The sequence below is a fragment of the Vibrio sp. 10N.222.55.A1 genome, assembly GCF_041473835.1.
Classification (GTDB): Bacteria; Pseudomonadota; Gammaproteobacteria; order Enterobacterales; family Vibrionaceae; genus Vibrio; species Vibrio crassostreae_C.
In genome coordinates this window covers 1-19,466 of sequence record NZ_JBFRSX010000033.1, presented here as the reverse complement: position 1 = coordinate 19,466, position 19,466 = coordinate 1, and the positions used below count along the sequence as shown (strand labels likewise).

The following is a 19,466-nucleotide window of genomic DNA, read 5'->3' as shown; positions in this document are numbered from 1 at the left end:
AGACAGCGCAAGTGTAACGAGCTAAAACCAAAAAGTAAAAGAGCGACATAAAGCCGCTCAAAAATCGTTTTTTATAACTGTATTTATACGGTTATTGGGCACTAATCACAGTGATCAGTTGGTGGTTTTCACCCGGCCGGAGTGTTTTACCGGCTTCTAGGCTTGGCGCGTGCAGTGTTGATTCTACGCACATCATAGTTAGGTAACCATCGTCTTGCATGTCGCCCATACTTGCAGCGCCTTCTGCCCACGGGTTCCACAGTACTGCAGAGTTATGACCGTGGTTTTCAACTGTTAGCGTGCGATCCAGCTTCTTGTCAGCAACAAAGATTTGCGCTTCTGGTTGCGTGTAAACGCGGTCAATCGTGTCGGTCAGTACCAGTTCAGATCCACCTTGGCAGATCTTGCCACCTTGCAGGCTATCAATGTACTCAGCACCCATACCAGTGGTGGTTGTGTTGTGGATATCGCCAACGTTTAGGTAAGTGTGTAGTGCACCAGAGAAAGTCCATGGCTGAGAATCAGTGTTCTTCACGTCCAGCGTTACTTTTAGTTGTTCGCCGATCTCAACATTCAAGCGAGCATCAAACTGATGAGGCCATACTGCTAGCGTCTCTTCGCTTGGCTTCAGACCTAAGCTAACAATCACGCCAGCTTCGCTTTCACGGTGTTCAACCAATTGCCATTCACTTGAACGGGCAAAACCATGTGCTGGTGCTGCAATGCGGCCAAACCAAGGCCAACATACTGGAATACCACCACGCAGAGCCGTTTTACCATCGAACTTAGCTTGTTGGCTCATCCAAATTAGGTCTTCTTGACCTTGCGGTTGGAATGACACCACATGGCCGCCAAACAGTGAAATCGCTGCGTTTGCTTTATCGTGGATAACGCGAACCAGTTTTACACCTTCGTGTTCAACGATAGTGACGTTGTCAGAAAGTACCGCCAGTGCAGGTAGAGTAGATAAATCCATTACATGATCCTTCTAAGGAAATTGAATTCAAATGCTGACTAGAGTGATGCTTGTGTTTTCATGAGTAACAAGCAGAGTCAGTATTAGAATTGAATTTTGCGTTTGGGCTATCTTGATGAGCTTAGACAGACGCGGTTTAAAAGATAGCAGGCATTAAAAAGGCGACACTAAGGTCGCCTTTTTCAAAGTCTGCTCAAAACAGCCTTCGCTAATGCTTATCTAAAGCGATTTCTAAAAAGAAATTACTTAGAGATGTGAGCGATTAGGTCTAGAACTTTGTTTGAGTAACCGATTTCGTTGTCGTACCAAGATACAACTTTAACGAATTTGTCAGTTAGAGCAACACCAGCTTTAGCATCGAATACTGAAGTTTGAACTTCACCGATGAAATCTTGTGATACTACTTGGTCTTCAGTGTAACCAAGAACGCCAGCCATTTCGCCTTCAGAAGCTTCTTTCATTGCAGCACAAATTTCTTCGTAAGATGCAGCTTCTTTTAGGTTAACTGTTAGGTCAACTACAGATACGTTAGCAGTTGGTACACGGAAAGCCATACCAGTTAGAAGGCCGTTTAGTTCTGGAAGAACAACGCCTACAGCTTTAGCAGCACCAGTTGAAGATGGGATGATGTTTTGAGAAGCACCACGGCCACCGCGCCAGTCTTTAGCAGAAGGGCCATCTACAGTTTTTTGAGTTGCTGTAGTAGCGTGAACTGTAGTCATAAGACCAGACTCAATGCCCCACTTATCGTTAAGTACTTTAGCGATAGGTGCAAGACAGTTAGTAGTACAAGAAGCGTTAGAAACGATGTCTTGACCAGCGTAAGATGCTTGGTTAACGCCCATTACGAACATTGGAGTTGCATCTTTAGAAGGACCAGTAAGAACTACTTTCTTAGCGCCAGCAGTGATGTGCTTACGTGCAGTCTCGTCAGTTAGGAAAAGACCAGTTGCTTCAGCAACTACGTCTACGTCGATAGCATCCCACTTAAGGTCTTCTGGGTTACGCTCAGCTGTAACACGTACAGTTTTACCGTTAACGATTAGGTTACCGCCTTCAACTTCAACAGTACCGTTGAAACGGCCGTGAGTTGAGTCGTACTTAAGCATGTATGCCATGTACTCTACGTCGATTAGATCGTTAATACCTACTACTTCGATGTCTGCACGCTCTTGAGCTGCGCGGAATACGAAACGGCCGATACGGCCAAAACCGTTAATACCTACTTTGATAGTCATTGTAGTTGCTCCACAACTTAATTTCTGATTAAAGATAACTGGTAGTAAAATTACAGAATCCAGTATACATCTGCAATAGATAATCCGACTTAACTTGTTTAATGTCAAAAAAAAGCGACGCTTTTCTTAACAATTGGGTGTAAGTGGTTGAAAATTGACCATTGCAAGTGGCTCTGTACCCTTCCAGTTGGGTAAAATACCCCTAAATGATGATTCACTTATGAGTGTATATGTACAATGTTTCCTGGTGAGAAAGTATGTGCTACAAAACGACTCATATGCAAGCCTTTATAGAAAAAAGTAAATATAATAACTGAGAATGTGGAGAGATATTAACGTGATTCAAAAGGGAGGAAATATGATAAAGCCTGATGAATACTGGCGTGAGCGCCTAACGGACGACGAATTTTCAGTGTGTCGTGAGCGTGGTACTGAAGCCCCATATAGCGGCAAGTTACTGCACAACCATAAGACTGGCGTCTATAGCTGCACATGCTGTGAAAGCCCTTTGTTTCTGTCGGATAACAAATATGACTCTGGGTGTGGTTGGCCAAGCTTTGATGCCCCAGTGAATGATGAAGCAGTACGCTATATAGAAGATCTAAGTCACGGAATGAAGCGTGTAGAGATCCGTTGTACCGCCTGTGATAGCCATTTAGGTCACGTTTTTCCAGATGGCCCGAAGACCACAGGTGAACGGTTCTGTGTTAATTCAGTGTCGTTAATTTTCAACAAAAATGACGAAAGTACGAAATAACTTGTAACTATTGTCTAATCCTTACAGGTCGCATTTGTCGATTTAGGAATGCTGAAACGCCCAAGATTTCAGATTTAACTCTAGTACAAATAAAAACAGCTACCAAAAAGGTAGCTGTTTTTATTTGAAAGCAGGTGAATAAGAAGCTTAAGTAAGAACACTATAAATGAAGCGATCAGTAACTCGGGACGATTGAAGGGCTGTAAATTCCATCCTCAATCGCTTCGACGATGTTATCTGCGTCTTTATTTAGCTGCTTATAGGTTGCCTTGTCGAAATGGTACAACACCGTGAGCTCGGCTTCAGAAGCAATCGGCACGTCAAAGTCTTTGGCAACCATTGCCCAAACGTACGCTTTTTCCATATGTCCCAGGCTGTGGTTGATACTGGCCATCGACTTGAAGATTTCAGTGTTGGCTACCGAGCCATTAGAAAGCGTTAGCGCATTATTGAGTAGCTTAAGTGTCTTTATATGATTGCGGGTGGTATAGAAGGTTGCCAAGGCATATTGCATCTCAGCTGTGTTTAACGCTTCAGAGCCTTCTAGTTGTAGGAAACTGCGTCTGGCATTGGTGTCCCCAGTTTGCGCCCACAAGAAGTAAAGCGTTTCCGGTGTATCAGATTTCGATAGCTCATCAACAATGCGCTCAGACTCTTCGATACTGTGCATTAAAGAGGTAAAGCGACGCTCTTGCAGCTTAGATTGATCGATCGTTTCGATCTGTGCCGCGAGCTCTAGGCACTTTTTGTAGGCAGTGACTAATTCGAATTCTTTAATTTTGTTGATTTCGGTGGGTTGCTTCTGAACTTCAAATCGATGCCAGATGAGGTCGGTACGTGCGACACGACATTGCCCATCGTTCATGTTCAATTGTTCACACTGAAGACCCGGATTGCTTTGGCACAGTTGATCGGTATTTTTGTTCCCTTCAAGACACCCAACCAGAGTGAAAGGCAATAGGCTAATCGCCAACCATTTCATAATTTTCATATTCCTTCACTTGTGATCAGATGCACTTATTATTGGTCAGGTTCTTGACTCAATTCTGTTACGGGTTATTTTCTGGTGAAAATTGTTAAAACTAAGGCTTTACCATGGATGCAGAACAACTTCTTAGCGCAATGACACCCGAGGTCTACGAACGTTTAACCTACGCAGTTGAAACGGGTAAATGGCCAGAAGGTACGGCGCTCTCAAAAGAACAGCGCGACTCGTGTATGCAAGCGGTTATGTTATACCAATCTAAACATAACTCTGAAGCTCAACATATGACAATTGCAGCTGGTGGTGAGATTAGCTTTAAATCTAAGTCTGAACTAAAGAAACAGTTTAAGTCAGATCAAGAAGACATTGTTAGGGTTAACCCGAATCATTAAGCTTAAATTACAACAAAGGGGTGGCAATGTGCCACCCCTTTTAGTTTAACTCTTTTATTTATAAGCAATAAAACGATTTAGTTCACGTTAAGCCGCCGTTACTTTCATAGAATAACTGGCTTTAACGTGAATCCTTGAACAGGTTATAAGCTCATCTCACCGCGCAATACTTGTTGCATCTGAGCCTTCACTTCTTCGTAGCCTAGGTTTTGGCTTAATAGATAATGCAACTTCGCCAGTGCCGCTTCTGGTGTCATATCGTAACCACTCACCACGCCCGCTTCTGCTAGTGCACAACCTGTCGCGTAACCACCCATGTTGACTTTACCAGCCAAACATTGAGTTAGGTTCACCACAATAACACCGCGCTCTGAGGCATCTTTCAGGTGCTGAAGCAGTTCTGGGTTTTGTGGTGCGTTACCCACACCGAAAGTAAGCAGAATCATCGCGTTAACAGGTTGTAATAGCGTGTTACGGATAACTTCGTGTGAGATGCCTGGGTACATTGTGATTACGCCGATAGGTTGCGGAGTAATGTTATGAACCTTGAAAGCACCTTTAGGTTGTTCGTTTACCTTTACGTTATTGCTAAGTTGGATATTGATACCCGCTTCTAGCAATGGATTCAGGTTTGGAGACGTAAACGCATTGAAGCCATCTGCGTGTGATTTTGTGCTGCGGTTACCACGCATCAACTTGTTGTTGAAGAACAGTGTCACTTCGTTGATAGGGTAGTTTGCGGCAATGTGTAGCGCATTCAGCAGGTTTGCTTGTCCGTCTGAACGAAGCTCTGCTAGTGGGATCTGAGAGCCCGTAACAATCACAGGTTTGCCGAGGTTTTCAAGCATGAAAGACAGTGCAGAGGCAGTGTAAGCCATAGTGTCTGTGCCATGCAGGATAACGAAACCATCGTACTTATCATAGTTCGCGCGAATGTCATCAGCGATAGTCTGCCAATCAAGTGGCGTCATATCTGAAGAGTCCATTAATGGAGAGTATTCGTGAATGGTGTACTTAGGCATCTCTGGGCGATGGAATTCAGGCATGCCAGCTAGCTGCTTATCCATGAAACCTGCGACTGGAACATAGCCGTGGTCAATAGACTTCTGCATGCCAATTGTGCCGCCGGTGTACGCGATATAGATGTGTTTTCTTTCCATGGCGATTAATACTTAGTGTGATGTAGGGAACAGGGGGGCGATTATAGCGAATTATCATGCAATAAAAAGAGGCACCTCACACAGAGGTACCCCTTAGTCATTGAGTTATTGGCTCAACTTATTGAACTTGGCAATTTAAGCAGAAAGCGTATCGGCCTTGTGGGTCGTTAAAGTTGCCTAACAGCTGGCTATCTTGAGCTAACTGCTGAGTAACAGGCTGTAAACTGCTTGGTATCATCGATTGAATATCTAGGCCTATCGACATCTGAACTTGGTTCATAAATTCTTGAATAAATTGTTCAGTGGCCGAAAGTGGCTCTTCTACCCAGTAGATGTTGTAGCTTTCAAGCTCTGCAAGTGAAGCCGCAGCTGCAACCGCATCATCGAAATCACCAATCTCATCGACTAAGCCTTTCTGAATCGCATCTTGACCTGTCCAAACTCGACCTTGAGCAATCTTGTCGACAGCATCGACTTCCAGACCGCGATTTTCTCCAACTAGGCTGATGAATCGGCGGTATCCGTTTTCAATGCCCATTTGGAACGCGTCTTTCGCGCCATCGCTAAGCCCAGTTGTAATACCAAGACCTGAGAAAGGTGAGGTACCAACGCCATCTGTGTAGACACCAATATCATTCAGCCCTTTTTCGAAGGTGGTGATAACACTGAAGATACCAATCGAACCCGTTAGTGTGGTTGGTTGAGCTAAGATCTTATCCGCACCCATCGAGATCCAGTAACCACCCGAAGCAGCAAGGCTCGACATCGACACAACAACCGGTTTACCCGCTTGCTTGATTGCTTCTATTTCATTACGGATAACTTCAGATGCAAAGGCACTGCCACCTGGGCTATCGACACGAAGTACAACCGCTTTCACTTTGTCGTCGTTACGTGCTTGGCGAAGTAGGGCTGCAGTGGTATCTCCGCCAACGGTGCCACGTGGTTGCTTGCCATCCATAATAGCGCCGCTGGCAACAATCACAGCGACGTCGTGTGATTCACTGGTCATGTCTGGAAGCATGGTTGCACGGTATTCGTAGTAACCAAGCGCGTTGTAGCTGTCTTGGCCATCACTGCCGAAAACATCAGCAAGCTCTAGTCGAACTTGTTGGCGTGTCGCTAACTCATCCACTAAGCCAAGTTTCTCAGCCAGTTTTGCAATGTCACCGTCCACAGACTCAAGTTCTTTCAAAAACGTGTCCATGCTTGGGTTCAGTGTCTTAGCATCGATCTGACGGTTATTGCTGACATCATCAACGTACGCACCCCATAGTTGGCTTAACCAACGAGAAGCGGACTCTTTCGCTGCGTCTGACATGTCATCACGAATGAAAGGTTCGATAGCTGACTTATAAGTGCCTACACGGAACACGTGCGTGTTGACGTCTAGTTTCTCTAACAACGTTTTGTAGTAAAGCGAGTAAGCGCTATAGCCTTTAAGAAGAACCCCACCATCTGGTGACAGGAATACCTTAGTTGCGTAGCTGGCTAGGTAGTATTGGCTTTGGTTGTAAAAGTCACCCACCGCATAAATCGGTTTGCCTGATGCTTTGAACTCATTCAATGCTTTAGCAATGTAGCGCAGCTTGGTCAGGTTGGTTTCTGGCAGCTCTTTGAGTGCTAAAACGATACCAGTAACCTTGTCATCGTCTTTTGCGTAGCGAATCGTTTCAACGATATCAAACAGGATGTTCTCTTTTGGAAGGTCTTTGCCAAGTAGTGAACCTGTGACCGAATCCATCGGATTGATATAGCGGCTTTGTTCCACAATAGGGCCAGACAGATTAAGCACTAAAGCCGAATCCTGAGGAACCGTCGGTTGAGCCGTATCTGAATGGAAGTACACAAAGTAGATGATGGCGATACTGAGTAAAAAGACTAGGTTAACCAGCGCAAGACGTACAAACGTAATGAGCTTCCAAATCCCTTTAAAGAACATGCCTATAAATTTGAATATTTTTTTCATTCTGTCTCCGCAGTGAGATCACGTCGCTTTAACAAGCCGTAGTACCATTAATCTCAATAATATGAACTGCTTAGTATCCTACGATAATTCCCAAGCTCAAACTACACCAAGAATTGTTAATCGATATATATTCTCATTAAGTGTAGTCAAATTAAGGGCTTCTGAACGATTAATACGTGCAGCATTATGATCGGTGTTACAAAAATGTAAACGGCTGTTTGAACTTTTGGTAATTGAACTATACTGTGGTCAGACCACAAGGATAAAATAATAGAAGTGATGTCTGCCATGTACCCACATTTACTTGAACCACTCGATCTTGGATTTACCCAGTTACGTAACCGTGTATTGATGGGATCAATGCATACAGGTTTAGAAGAAAATAAAGAAGGTCTCCACAAACTCGCCGCATTTTATGAAGAGCGAGCAAAAGGAGGCGTTGGTCTTATTGTTACTGGTGGTTTCTCTCCTAATTTACGTGGCAGATTAACCCCATTCAGTGCTGAATTCAGTAAAGTAAAGCACGCTAAAGCGCACCAAGTTGTTACCGAAGCCGTCCACAAGCACGGCGGTAAAATTGCGCTTCAATTGTTGCATGCAGGTCGTTATGCGATGCACCCATTTGCGCAAAGTGCGTCTGGCATTAAAGCGCCTATCGCTAAGTTCGCTCCAAGTGAGATGAGCCCTCGTCAGATTAAAAAGACCATTGGTGCCTTTGCCAACAGTGCCGAACTCGCCCAAGTCGCGGGTTACGACGGCATTGAGATTATGGGATCTGAAGGTTACTTGATTAACCAATTCATCTGTAAACGTACCAATATGCGTTACGACGAATGGGGCGGTTCTTATGAGAAGCGCATGCGTTTCCCGCTGGAGATTGTTAAATCGATTCGCGAAGCAGTGGGTGACGACTTCATTATTATTTTCCGACTGTCGATGCTGGATTTGGTTGAGCAAGGCAGCACCTTTGAAGATGTTGTTCTATTGGCTCAAAAGCTGGAAGAAGCAGGCGTGACTATTATCAATACCGGCATCGGTTGGCATGAAGCGCGTGTTCCGACTATCGCGACACAAGTACCACGTGGTGCATTCTCTTGGGTGACGGAAAAAGTGAAACCATACGTGTCGATCCCAGTGGTGACATGTAACCGAATTAATACGCCAGAAGAGGCTGAACGTATTCTTAGCTCTGGGCAGGCCGACATGGTATCAATGGCGCGTCCATTCTTGGCAGATCCGGACTTTGTTAATAAAGCCGCTCAAGACCAAGCGCAGTTCATCAATACCTGTATCGGCTGTAACCAAGCTTGTCTTGATAACGTGTTTAAGGGTAAGCGAGCGAGCTGTTTGGTGAACCCACGAGCGTGTTACGAGACTGAAATTGTTGTTCAGCCAGCGCAAGCGACTAAGACCATTGCGGTTGTCGGCGCAGGCCCAGCCGGTTTAGCCTGTGCAACGACTTTAGCGCAGCGTGGACACAAGGTTGACTTGATTGAGAAAAATGACCGTATCGGCGGCCAGTTTAGATTAGCAATGCAGATACCGGGCAAAGAAGAGTTCAGAGAAACGATTCGTTATTTTGCTAACCAAATCGATGCATCCGGCGTGAATCTGAAACTGGATACCGAAGCAACGTTTGAGATGTTGTTGAAGTACGATGAAGTCGTGATGGCGGCTGGCGTAGAGCCAAGAAAGCTCGATATTGAGGGCATTGACCAAGAAAACGTGGTCGATTACCAAACCTTGATTCGTGAAAAGACACCAGTAGGCGAAAAGGTCGCGATTGTTGGTGCTGGTGGTATTGGTGTCGATGTGGCAACCATGCTGACAGAACCGACTTCACACAGCCTAGACGATTGGCTGCATGAGTGGGGCATCGATAAGAATATGGAACACCCAGGCGGACTTTACCCTTACCCTGATTCATTCAGCGATAAAACGGTGTGGGTGATGCAGCGTAAAGCGGGTCGTGTTGGTAAAGGTCCGGGCAAAACTACAGGCTGGATTCACAAACGCACACTAGAAAAACGCGGTGTTAATCTACTGGGTGGCGTGAGCTACAACAAGATTGATGACCAAGGTCTGCATATCAGCGTTGGTAAGAAAGAGCAGGTGCTGGATGCTGACTCGGTTATCGTATGTGCAGGTCAGGTGTCAGTTCGTCCATTCGAAGACATGTGGCAAGAGTTTGGTGGCAAACTGCATGTGATAGGCGGCGCCGATTACGCGGGTGAATTGGATGCAGTACGCGCAATTCGTCAAGGTGTTGAGCTAGCGATTAAGTTATAGAATCAGCTATCAAACTGTAATCTTATCAGTAGATATTGTTACTTAATTTGCTGAGTTAGATTTTGAACAAGGCTCCTAAGTCATAGATTTAGGAGCCTTTATTGTTTCTAATCTAGCCTAAATGGACAGCCGTTGAGATTTATTATCGTTTGTATTCTGTGCTAAAGTTCAAGTATACAAATAATAAAGAAATAGTAAGGACTTCAAATGGATGCTTTGGATCTATTGCTCAACAGACGCTCAATCGCAAAACTCTCTGATCCGGCACCTGAAGGTGTGGCGTTAGAAAACATCATCAAAGCAGGGCTGCGTGCTCCAGACCACGGAGCACTAACACCTTGGCGCTTTGTTATCGCGCAAGGTTCAGGCCTACAAAAACTTTCAGACATCTTGGTGCGCGCCGCTGAAGCGGATGACAGCGAAGAAGCGGTTATCGAGAAAGTAAAAAAAGCGCCGTTTCGAGCTCCAATGGTGATCACCGTGATTGCCAAAGTAACTGAGCACGAGAAAGTGCCTGCTATCGAACAACACCTCTCTGCAGGTTGCGCGGCACAGGCGATGCAAATGGCTGCAGTTGCACAAGGTTTCCAAGGCTTTTGGCGTTCAGGTAAATGGATGTTCCACCCAGAAGTACACCAAGCATTTGGCCTAGAAGGCGACGATGAAATTGTTGGCTTCCTATACCTAGGCACTCCGGGCTGTACGCCAATGAAGGTACCAGAACGCGACTTCTCTAAGTTTGTTGAGTTCTTATAAAGAGCACTACGTTGAAAATGACTTAGGTCTGTGGGGAATTGTGAACTTGTTGGTTATGAATTCTATTGAGTTGAATATTCAGTGCAGCACATCATTTTTAGAAAGAACCTTGCTAGACAGGACTTCATGAAAGCAAGCAGTGATACAGCCCACTAGGGGCTGATTCGATCACTAGACTGTTAGCGTACTTGTTAAGTCCAACATGATGAGTGGTATAAGCACAAGATAGTAGATTGTTCTTGCCACGTTGAGTAAAACAGTTGTTAACTCAATCAACTTCATAAACACCGCCTTTGTTATGCGATTGTCGAATGTTGTCTTTAGCGTGAACTTTGATATGATTATTAATGTACTACGTCATCGTACTCTCAGTTCAGAAGACTGCAATCTTCTTGCTAAAAACGTGTATGTGACTGATAAATCAGCCCGCCTTTGTGTGGGCTTTTTTATTGCTTAGATTCTTGCATCTTACCTCCCGTAATTCGATTTGTCCTTAGTACAACATGTTGTGTTCGTTTGTTTTTTTTGTCCTTTATTTTGTGTTACTTATCTGCTTTCTTGTGTCGTATTTAACGAGAACCACCAACTTTTAGTTTTGATTCAGATCAATAAAAAGAGAACGCTGAATAAGATCAATTCAATATTATTACGCTAGTTCTCTCTTTAGGAAAAAATAAATAAAACCAATAATATAGTGTAAAAATCGTTGCTTTTTCTAGAGCCATTATAGGCTGTGGCCGCATAGTCATTGGTAGATTCAAAACAAGGCAGCTAGTTACGAAAGTTTGTATAAGGCATGTTTTAAGTAGTGCATATTTGGTAGTCAGTAGTTTTTTGAATGCTAACTGTATAAACAACCAGTTTTTCTTGATTTATTAGGGCCACATTAGATAATGTGGCCCTAATTGTTTGTAGCATCTGGAAAAACATGTCTCGCCTTATTATTGCTGAAAAACCAAGCCTCGGCCGCGCGATCGCCGCTGCACTACCTAATCCACAAAAGAAAGACCAAGGGTTTATCAAATGTGGCAATGGGGATGTGGTGACTTGGTGTATTGGACACTTATTGGAGCAGGTTGAGCCGGATGCTTATGACGACCGTTATAAGAAGTGGAATTTAGCCGATCTTCCTATCGTGCCGGAGCAATGGCAGCTAAGACCGCGTAAGACTTCAAGCAAACAGCTCACGGTGATCCGAAAGCTATTGAAGGACGCCACTCAAATTGTTCACGCCGGAGACCCGGATAGAGAAGGGCAGCTGCTGGTTGATGAAGTGATTGATTACTGCAAAGTATCCAAGGCTAAGAAAGAGTCGATGGACAGGTTATTGATCAGCGACTTGAACTTACCTGCCGTAAAACGTGCACTTTCCCAAATGCGCAGCAACCGTGACTTTATCCCACTATCAATTTCAGCTTTGGCACGCTCTAGAGCCGATTGGCTGTATGGCATGAACATGACTCGTGCTTATACCTTACTCGGTCAAAAGGCTGGCTACCAAGGTGTGTTGTCGGTCGGGCGAGTACAAACGCCTGTACTTGGTTTGGTGGTAAGGCGCGATGAAGAGATCGAAAACTTTATTCCGAAAGATTACTTCACTTTGCACGCTTTGCTCCCTTATCAAAATCACGGCCAGAGCTTTGATATTCGTGCGCGTTGGAAGCCAAGCGAAGCATGTAAACCATGGCAAGATGAAGAAGGGCGCGTGCTCAATCGAAAGCTGGTTGAGAATGTGGCTAACCGAATTGCGAATCAACCCGCGACGGTGACGGAATCAGAGCAAAAGCAAAGTAAACAAGCTGCGCCACTGCCTTACTCGCTGTCAGCCTTGCAGATTGATGCGTCTAAGCGTTTTGGTATGAGTGCTCAACAGGTGTTAGATACGTGTCAGTCATTGTACGAGAAACACAAACTCATCACTTACCCACGTTCTGATAGCCGCTATCTACCTAAAGAGCACTACTCGCAGCGAGAATCGATCGTTGATGCTATCGCTAACAATGCGAAAGAGCTGCAAAGTGGCGCTCAAGGTGCGGACCTTTCTCTTAAATCAAAAGCATGGAACGACAGTAAGGTCGATGCTCACCACGCGATTATTCCTACTCCGAAGAAGTCATCGGTGAACGGCCTGTCTGCCAACGAGATGAAAATCTATCAGCAAATCGCTCGTCAGTATCTAATGCAGTTTTACCCACCTGCGGTTTTTGCTGATGCTAAGCTGGTCTTTGATATCGCTGGTGGCGTGTTCATCGCAAAAGGGCGTCAGCTTATCAACCCGGGTTGGAAGGTGTTGATGGGTAAAACGGATACCGAAGAAAAAGGGGATGGCACGGATACGGTTCCTCCATTGGATAAAGGTACGGTGTTGACGTGCCGTGAAGGCGTGATTGGTGATAAGAAAACTGAGCCACCAAAACACTTCACGGAAGCGACATTGCTTCAAGCGATGACAGGTATCGCGCGTTTTGTTGCGAACAAAGATCTCAAAGGCATTTTGAAAGAAACCGATGGCCTTGGCACAGAAGCAACCCGTGCGGGTATTCTAGATACTCTATTCAAAAGGCAGCTGCTAACGCGCCAAGGTAAGAGTATTCACAGTAGCCCTGCGGGCAGAGGCTTGATTCATGCCTTACCTGAGGATTCTACCTTCCCAGACATGACGGCACATTGGGAGCACCAGCTGCAAGGCATGGCAGAACGAAATCAAGCGTATCAGCCTTTCATGCAAGCGTTAGAAAGCAAGATTGATGGTTTAATGGGTAAAGTAAAAACGGGAGAAGTTCCTGAATCACTCCGCCACCTTCCTAAAGTCGAGAGACCTGCCTTCAAACGCCGTAAAGGTGGCGGTGCGAAGAAGTCTTATGCCAAGAACGGTTCGTATGCTAAGAATGGTTCGTACGCTAAGAAAGGTACTTCCGCTAAAAAGAGCACTAAAAGCTAAGACTTATTGAGGTTAGGATTAGCGACCGACTTTACGGCCACAACGTTTAAACAGTTGCTGCCAATAGTCAACATGGCGACGAGTGGATGATCGAAAGGCTTGATGTGCATCTTGGATGGGAAAGTAATAACTGTGCAGTTCAGGTTGCGCGTCAAACATTCCTAGTTGCGGGGCTATGTGCTGATAGTAGCCATCCAGTTGCGCCATGTAAGGCTGAACCTTACCTATGTATTGTTGCTCGAACACATTGTTGAGATAGCGGAACTTAGTGGTGTCTCGTTGTTTACCACAGATGATCTTGTCATCAAAAGTTGTCAGCTGTTTGGTGATGGTATCAAGCTCAACTGACGCCCGAGCGAGCGAGTAGTATAAATCCCCAAGGGTCGAACTCTTCTCTAATACTTCTTGAACCTCAGTGGTTTTGCCGGAAACGAGCGATGTGTTTAACGCTTGATTGATGTGTTCTAACGCATCACTGGTTTGTCGTACCTGATCGCCTATATCAGCGCGTAACCACTGACTACCCCGCATTTGTGACTGCATAGCATCGCTGGCATAGATGAGATTCCATTGATGCAGTGGAAACTGTGCGAGTTTCTGTTGCTCAATTTCTCTTAGTAATTCTACGATCTCTGGGTCTAATTCATTACTGGATAAACACTTGCCCACGCCTTCAAGTAGCGCGACTTGATAATCGTAATTACGAAACTCATCCGCGACCTTGCCCAGAACCGAATTTCTTTCTGCAATCAGATTGAACAATCCACACTGACGAAGCTGGTAGCTGTCGATGAGGCCGATAGAGAGTGAGGGCACGTCAAGCAGCAGTTCTCGTTTTCTCGGTAGGCTTTCAAATTCCCATTCCTCTATTATCTCGTCAGCATCTTGTACTCTGGCTATCTTTGATTGATAGTCGTCGAACAAGTCGCCGGGGCCATCACTGAAACAGCCAGCTAGCATCACTGTTAGACAAAACAGCGTTGAGTGCTTAACTAGGTTTGAGAGATGCCCTGCATTCATCTGTGGATTACCAGTCAATTTCGCTGCCATCGAAACTGAAGAAGTGACCACTCACTTCGGTATTCGCTGACTCGATGACTTCAATCAGGCCGGAAGCTGAAGTGTCGGTGTCGATCAGAGCATTAGGGCCACCCATTTCAGTCTGCACCCAACCTGGATGCAGTGCTAACACCGTAAAGCCATCATCGGTTAAGTCGTTGCTTAGGCTCTTCACCACGGAGTTTAGAGCGGCTTTAGAGGAGCGATAGATGTAACCGCCGCCTGAGGTGTTCTCTGACATACTGCCGACTCTAGAGGATAAACAAGCGACCTTTTTGATATCGCTGTCTTTGAGTAAAGGCAATAGCGTTTCGACAAGCTTTAGTGGAGCGATGGTGTTGACTTCGAATACACGACGCCACTCTTCAACATCGGTATTACCCAGCCCGTAGCCTTTAGGGCCATAGTAGCCAGCGTTGTTGATCAAGATATCAATCGACTCTATTTGCGAAGGGAGTTGGCTTACTGCTTGGTAATCGGTTATCTCTAATTGAATACAGGTAAGGTTGGTGTTGTGGTCTGCGAGTGAGAGCAGTTCTTTTGCTGAATTGTCATCACGATAAGTCGCGTACACCTTGTGATTACTTTCCAAGTATTGTCGAGTCAGGCTTAAGCCAATGCCGCGGTTCGCTCCAGTAATAAAAATAACGCTCATGGTGATTCCTTTTCAGTTCAATTAGTTAAGTTTGATGGCTTAACACGAGAAAATCAACGCTCCACCAACTGGCCATTAGCATTCCTACAAAAATCATTACTGCTGCCGCTGAGCCGCAGATCACCCCAAAGATGAGTATTAGGTTTTTCATTGCTGTCTCTTTTTTAAAGCTAAGATAATGATAACTATTATCATCAATTAAGGTTGTCGCCTAGGCTGAGACTGTTATGATTTTGAGAAAGATACGCAATTAACCTGATTATGATTCCTTTAATTTACCACCCAATCTATTCGCAGTTACCTTTACCAGAAGGTCACCGTTACCCGATTAACAAATATCAGTTGTTACACAGTGCCGTTGAAGCATTAATGGATAGAGATCCTCTATGGAAGAGTCAGTTTGAAATGTTCCAACCAACGCCAGTTTCGGTTGAACAGGTAAAACAGGTTCACGATAGTGAGTATGTGGATTTGCTTGTTTCTGGTAATTTGCCCGCAGCAAAGATGAGACGTATCGGTTTCCCCTGGAGTGAACAACTTATCGAAAGAACACTCTACTCAAGTGGTGGAACCTGCTTGGCCGCTGAAATGGCAATAGAGACTGGTTTAGCGATTCATTTGAGTGGTGGTTATCATCATGCGCATCATGATTTTGGCAGTGGCTTTTGTTTGTTGAACGATCTGGTTTTAGCGGCAAAACACGCGCTGACCTTTGAACATATCGATAAAGTGCTGATCGTTGATAGCGACGTTCATCATGGTGATGGCACAGCAACTCTTTGCCAAGACAACGACGACATCATTACTCTGTCGTTCCACTGCGATAAAAACTTCCCTGCACGAAAGCCGCTATCCGATTTAGATGTGCCATTAAGTCGTGAAACAGAAGATGAAGAGTTCCTACGTTGTTTTGAACAAGTCACTAAGTTAGCGATTGCTCACCATCAACCTGATCTGATTATTTATGATGCGGGGATAGATATTCATCAAGACGATGAACTGGGTTATTTGAATGTCTCGACACAAGGGATATTTGAGCGCGACTGTTTCATGATTGAATTAGCGAAATCAGAGTCTATTCCGATGGCTTGCGTAGTCGGTGGCGGGTACCGCACTAAACACCAAGATCTGGTGCCGATTCACATGCAGCTGTTAAAAGCGGCCTATCATGTTCACGGTTAACCTCTCAAATTAGCGGCTGATAGTTCATTGAAATGATGGTGTGAAATAAGCGCCTTTTGCACCATAAAAGACACGCTTGCACCATTGTGACTCATATAAAGTACTTTTTTATTAATTAGTTACGTATTTGTGTGGTTAATTGTGGTCTGTAAATTGCTTGACCCATGTGTCTATAAAAACACAAGGGATAAAAATGAACCTGACGGACAAGGAACGTAGTTGGCTTAATTGGTTTGGCGCAACAGGAAAACTGGCTATGCGCAGAGCTTGTTTCTTCAATCGAAGTAGGACGGAGGAGCTTGAACAAGCTTTTGAAAGTATTGCTCACACGCGAGTTCAACTTCTGCATAACTGGGTCAAGAATCAATGGGACTTTTTAGAAGACTCTGCTGTTTATTTGGCAAGTCGAACGGAAGAGCAAGCACAGGGGACGTTATCTAGCCTTCTTAAACGCAGTACGGATTTTTCTGAGTTGGCGATCGTCGATGCTAAGGGGATAGCACAAGCATCGAGTTATCATGAGCATGTAGGGGTTAACCTTGGAGACAAGAAGGCTTTAGTTGAAGGGGCTTCAAAGCGTTATCTGCATGGGCCGTATATGGATCAGCGCACGTTGAACGTAGGGGCTTCGAGTTCATCGTTTCATGACCAAATAACGCTGATGTTTTATGTCCCCTTTTCTCGGGATGAAGGGGCGCCGCAATTCCTATGTGGTCGTGTTCCAAATGATGTTATTGGTGACATTATTCAAAGAGAAGCGGGGCATATTTATAGCGAGTCGGGTGATAACTATATCTTTATGGTCGACTCCATTCATGATCCTCATACTCAGCCGGGTGTTGCGCTCTCTCGTTCTCGCTTTGAAGATAATACCTTTTCACACGGCGAGAACTTAAAGCAAGGGATTCATACTGATTGGGGAACGGTTAAGATCCAGCACCACACCGAATTTGAGATTCGCTTTACAGACCCAGCCACTAATCAGCTTCACCCAGGCGTAAGAGAAACCATTAAAAATGGCAATAACTTGTTTATTGGTTATCCGGGGTATTCTGACTATCGCCACATACCCGTTATTGGCAAAGGTATCACTTTTCAATTGGATGGTTCACCAGATACCTTTGGCATGATGTGTGAGTCCGATTTAGAAGAGGTCTACAGAGACCGAAGTCTAAGTTATACCTTATCTAAGCACTTTATCAGCTGCATGCTACTGCCTCTATTTGTTCCATTACTGTTTGCCAACCTTTATACACTCACACCTTTTATGCAGAGTGGCATTATGTTCGCTTGCGCGTTGCTTTCATTGGGCTTATTCCGTTTAGTTAGCGCCAAACCACTAGCGAAGAAGATTCATGAAATGACCGGGGTAATGCAGACCTTAGCTGAAGGTGATGGCAACTTAAGTCGGAGACTTGATCCCACCACATTCAGTCATAATGAACTTGGCAACTTAGGGCGCTGGACTAACAGTTTTATCGACAATTTAGATAACACGGTGAGTGAGTTGATCCATGCGAGTCACGAAGTTAGAGAGGTTTCGGAATCGATGTTTCGTCGCAGTGTCGTGATGAAGCAAACCAGTGATGATGCATCACAAGCGTTAAGCAATATGCTTCAGTTGAGTCAGTATCAACAGAGCGAAATTACTCATGCGAGTGTCTCAGCAACGCAAATGGACACGGTGATGAAACAAGCCGTCCTGAGCGCAGAGAAGGAGTACAATCAGTCCGTCGAAGGCATGGAGATTGTTCGCAATATCGTAGAAAGCTCGGCGCATAGCGTGAATGAGGTGAATAATGAAATGACTAAGGTGTCTGACATTATAGACATCATTACTGACATTACCGCGCAGACTAACCTTTTGGCCTTGAATGCGGCCATTGAGTCGGCAAGAGCAGGTGAACACGGGAGAGGGTTCTCTGTCGTCGCTTCTGAAGTAAGAACTCTGGCTGACCGAACTTCACAAGCTGCTAACCATATTAGTGACCTAATGAAAGAGCTGCATAGTAAGTCTCGCAGTGCTGTTGAGTCCATGGAGCGAGGTGTCGAGAATGTGAGTAAAGGAAACTTAACAGTCGACTCAAATGCTCGCAGTGAGCAAATTCAATCAGCGGTGAGTGACCTCTTTACCACGATGTCTAACTTAGATGAAAACAGTCAGAAAAATGGACAAACGGCAGATAAAGCCCAACGTTCAATATCTGACTTACAACTGTCTACTAAGCAACTCGCACGTCGAGTGTCCTTGATGGGCAATGCATTGAGCCGTTTAGACCAATTGATTGGGCGTTTTGAAGTGAGCCGAAAGGTGGCGTAGTGGAAAATACGTAAGTTCTTTACGCAAACGCCAGATACAAAAAAGCCGCTGATTTCTCAGCGGCTTTCTTTAATGTGGTGGAGGGATAGGGATTTGAACCCTAGAACCGCTATTAACGGTTGCCGGTTTTCAAGACCGGTGCTTTCGACCACTCAGCCATCCCTCCAGTGGCGCGTATAATATAAGGGTGGCTTTCGCTTGTAAATACCCTTATTAACTGACTGCTTTTTTTATGAACGCTTTTTGGTATTTTTGTTCTGAATGATTATTTATTGTTCGGTTTATTAAGAAGCCGACAAAATCTAATATTCAATAAGCCAAGTATTCCCAACTTTTGTTATACGTGAAGTGTTTCTGTGCTATTAAAAAAGAAAGTATCTAATTGGCTTGCAGGTAAAGTTATGAGGGGAGTGGCTTAGGCGCATGAACTTTTAGTTTAGAACGGTGAGATCGGAATTTAAAACTAGGTATAAAGTGAATGGGTTTGAAACTGGGACTGTAGAGAGTTTTGTTAGATGAGCTTTATATTTTAAAAAGCTTCAGATGCAAAAAAGCCGCTGATTTCTCAGCGGCTTTCTTTAAAGTGGTGGAGGGATAGGGATTTGAACCCTAGAACCGCTATTAACGGTTGCCGGTTTTCAAGACCGGTGCTTTCGACCACTCAGCCATCCCTCCAGTGGCGTGAATAATATAAGGGGTGGAGGATCTTGTAAACCCTTAATTTTCATAATTTTGTTTTGTTGCTTGTTTTCTAATCATTCACGGCAATAAAAAAGGTTCATCGCGG

General features: G+C 44.7%; 15 protein-coding genes and 2 tRNA genes. 7 read left to right on the top strand and 10 right to left on the bottom strand.

The window, feature by feature from the left end:
* Window positions 1-91: 91 nt before the first annotated feature.
* Both AB4493_RS10035 and gap read right to left on the bottom strand, forming a co-directional pair.
* Window positions 92-976, bottom strand: a complete 885-nt coding sequence (locus tag AB4493_RS10035) for a D-hexose-6-phosphate mutarotase (RefSeq protein WP_372135679.1) — start codon at window positions 974-976, stop codon at window positions 92-94.
* Between the two features lie 242 nt (window positions 977-1,218).
* A complete protein-coding gene (gap, locus tag AB4493_RS10030; protein WP_017059382.1) occupies window positions 1,219-2,214 on the bottom strand; it encodes a type I glyceraldehyde-3-phosphate dehydrogenase in 996 nt (331 codons plus the stop codon).
* A 319-nt stretch (window positions 2,215-2,533) separates the two neighbouring features.
* Between gap and msrB the strand changes: the two genes are divergently transcribed.
* Window positions 2,534-2,971 (top strand): peptide-methionine (R)-S-oxide reductase MsrB, encoded by a 438-nt coding sequence (gene msrB / locus AB4493_RS10025; RefSeq protein WP_080582205.1) that lies wholly within the window; start codon window positions 2,534-2,536, stop codon window positions 2,969-2,971.
* A 175-nt stretch (window positions 2,972-3,146) separates the two neighbouring features.
* Here msrB and AB4493_RS10020 read toward each other — a convergent pair whose 3' ends face one another.
* Window positions 3,147-3,953 (bottom strand): DUF2989 domain-containing protein, encoded by an 807-nt coding sequence (locus AB4493_RS10020; protein WP_372154960.1) that lies wholly within the window; start codon window positions 3,951-3,953, stop codon window positions 3,147-3,149.
* 113 nt (window positions 3,954-4,066) lie between these two features.
* On the opposite strand from AB4493_RS10020, the gene AB4493_RS10015 reads away from it, so the two are divergent.
* Window positions 4,067-4,348 (top strand): YeaC family protein, encoded by a 282-nt coding sequence (locus AB4493_RS10015; RefSeq protein ID WP_010437067.1) that lies wholly within the window; start codon window positions 4,067-4,069, stop codon window positions 4,346-4,348.
* A gap of 143 nt (window positions 4,349-4,491) precedes the next feature.
* Here AB4493_RS10015 and ansA read toward each other — a convergent pair whose 3' ends face one another.
* Together ansA and sppA are read right to left on the bottom strand one after the other, a co-directional pair.
* A complete protein-coding gene (gene ansA, locus AB4493_RS10010; protein ID WP_017063439.1) occupies window positions 4,492-5,508 on the bottom strand; it encodes an asparaginase in 1,017 nt (338 codons plus the stop codon).
* Window positions 5,509-5,626: 118 nt separating this feature from the next.
* On the bottom strand, window positions 5,627-7,477 hold the full coding sequence (gene sppA, locus AB4493_RS10005; RefSeq protein WP_372154937.1) for a signal peptide peptidase SppA: 1,851 nt from the start codon (window positions 7,475-7,477) through the stop codon (window positions 5,627-5,629).
* Between the two features lie 279 nt (window positions 7,478-7,756).
* Here sppA and AB4493_RS10000 point away from each other — a divergent pair, with 279 nt between their 5' ends.
* The 3 genes from AB4493_RS10000 to AB4493_RS09990 all read left to right on the top strand — a co-directional run bounded on the left by AB4493_RS10000 (window position 7,757) and on the right by AB4493_RS09990 (window position 13,463).
* A complete protein-coding gene (locus AB4493_RS10000; protein WP_017070327.1) occupies window positions 7,757-9,766 on the top strand; it encodes an NADPH-dependent 2,4-dienoyl-CoA reductase in 2,010 nt (669 codons plus the stop codon).
* A 207-nt stretch (window positions 9,767-9,973) separates the two neighbouring features.
* Complete coding sequence (locus AB4493_RS09995) at window positions 9,974-10,522, top strand: NAD(P)H nitroreductase (RefSeq protein WP_017059376.1); 549 nt, start codon at window positions 9,974-9,976, stop codon at window positions 10,520-10,522.
* A gap of 928 nt (window positions 10,523-11,450) precedes the next feature.
* The gene (locus AB4493_RS09990) at window positions 11,451-13,463 is read left to right on the top strand and encodes a DNA topoisomerase III (protein WP_372154936.1); all 2,013 of its coding nucleotides are present in this window, start codon (window positions 11,451-11,453) and stop codon (window positions 13,461-13,463) included.
* 18 nt (window positions 13,464-13,481) lie between these two features.
* Here the strand turns inward: AB4493_RS09990 and AB4493_RS09985 are convergent, their stop codons facing one another.
* Genes AB4493_RS09985 through AB4493_RS09975 form a run of 3 tightly spaced genes read right to left on the bottom strand, consistent with a single transcriptional unit; the run spans window position 13,482 to window position 15,328 of the window.
* A complete protein-coding gene (locus AB4493_RS09985) occupies window positions 13,482-14,513 on the bottom strand; it encodes a DUF3080 domain-containing protein (RefSeq protein ID WP_372154935.1) in 1,032 nt (343 codons plus the stop codon).
* Window positions 14,491-15,177: an SDR family oxidoreductase gene (locus AB4493_RS09980; RefSeq protein ID WP_372154934.1), complete on the bottom strand. Its 687-nt coding sequence runs from the start codon at window positions 15,175-15,177 to the stop codon at window positions 14,491-14,493. Before AB4493_RS09980 ends, AB4493_RS09985 begins: the two co-directional genes overlap by 23 nt.
* A 25-nt stretch (window positions 15,178-15,202) precedes the next feature.
* The gene (locus tag AB4493_RS09975; protein WP_371699994.1) at window positions 15,203-15,328 is read right to left on the bottom strand and encodes a hypothetical protein; all 126 of its coding nucleotides are present in this window, start codon (window positions 15,326-15,328) and stop codon (window positions 15,203-15,205) included.
* Between the two features lie 110 nt (window positions 15,329-15,438).
* On the opposite strand from AB4493_RS09975, the gene AB4493_RS09970 reads away from it, so the two are divergent.
* A complete protein-coding gene (locus AB4493_RS09970; RefSeq protein ID WP_372122681.1) occupies window positions 15,439-16,359 on the top strand; it encodes a histone deacetylase in 921 nt (306 codons plus the stop codon).
* A 193-nt stretch (window positions 16,360-16,552) separates the two neighbouring features.
* Window positions 16,553-18,679: a methyl-accepting chemotaxis protein gene (locus AB4493_RS09965; protein WP_372154932.1), complete on the top strand. Its 2,127-nt coding sequence runs from the start codon at window positions 16,553-16,555 to the stop codon at window positions 18,677-18,679.
* 75 nt (window positions 18,680-18,754) lie between these two features.
* Here the strand turns inward: AB4493_RS09965 and AB4493_RS09960 are convergent.
* Window positions 18,755-18,845 (bottom strand) — tRNA-Ser (locus AB4493_RS09960).
* 418 nt (window positions 18,846-19,263) lie between these two features.
* Window positions 19,264-19,354: transfer RNA gene (locus AB4493_RS09955), tRNA-Ser, on the bottom strand.
* Between the last annotated feature and the right edge of the window lie 112 nt (window positions 19,355-19,466).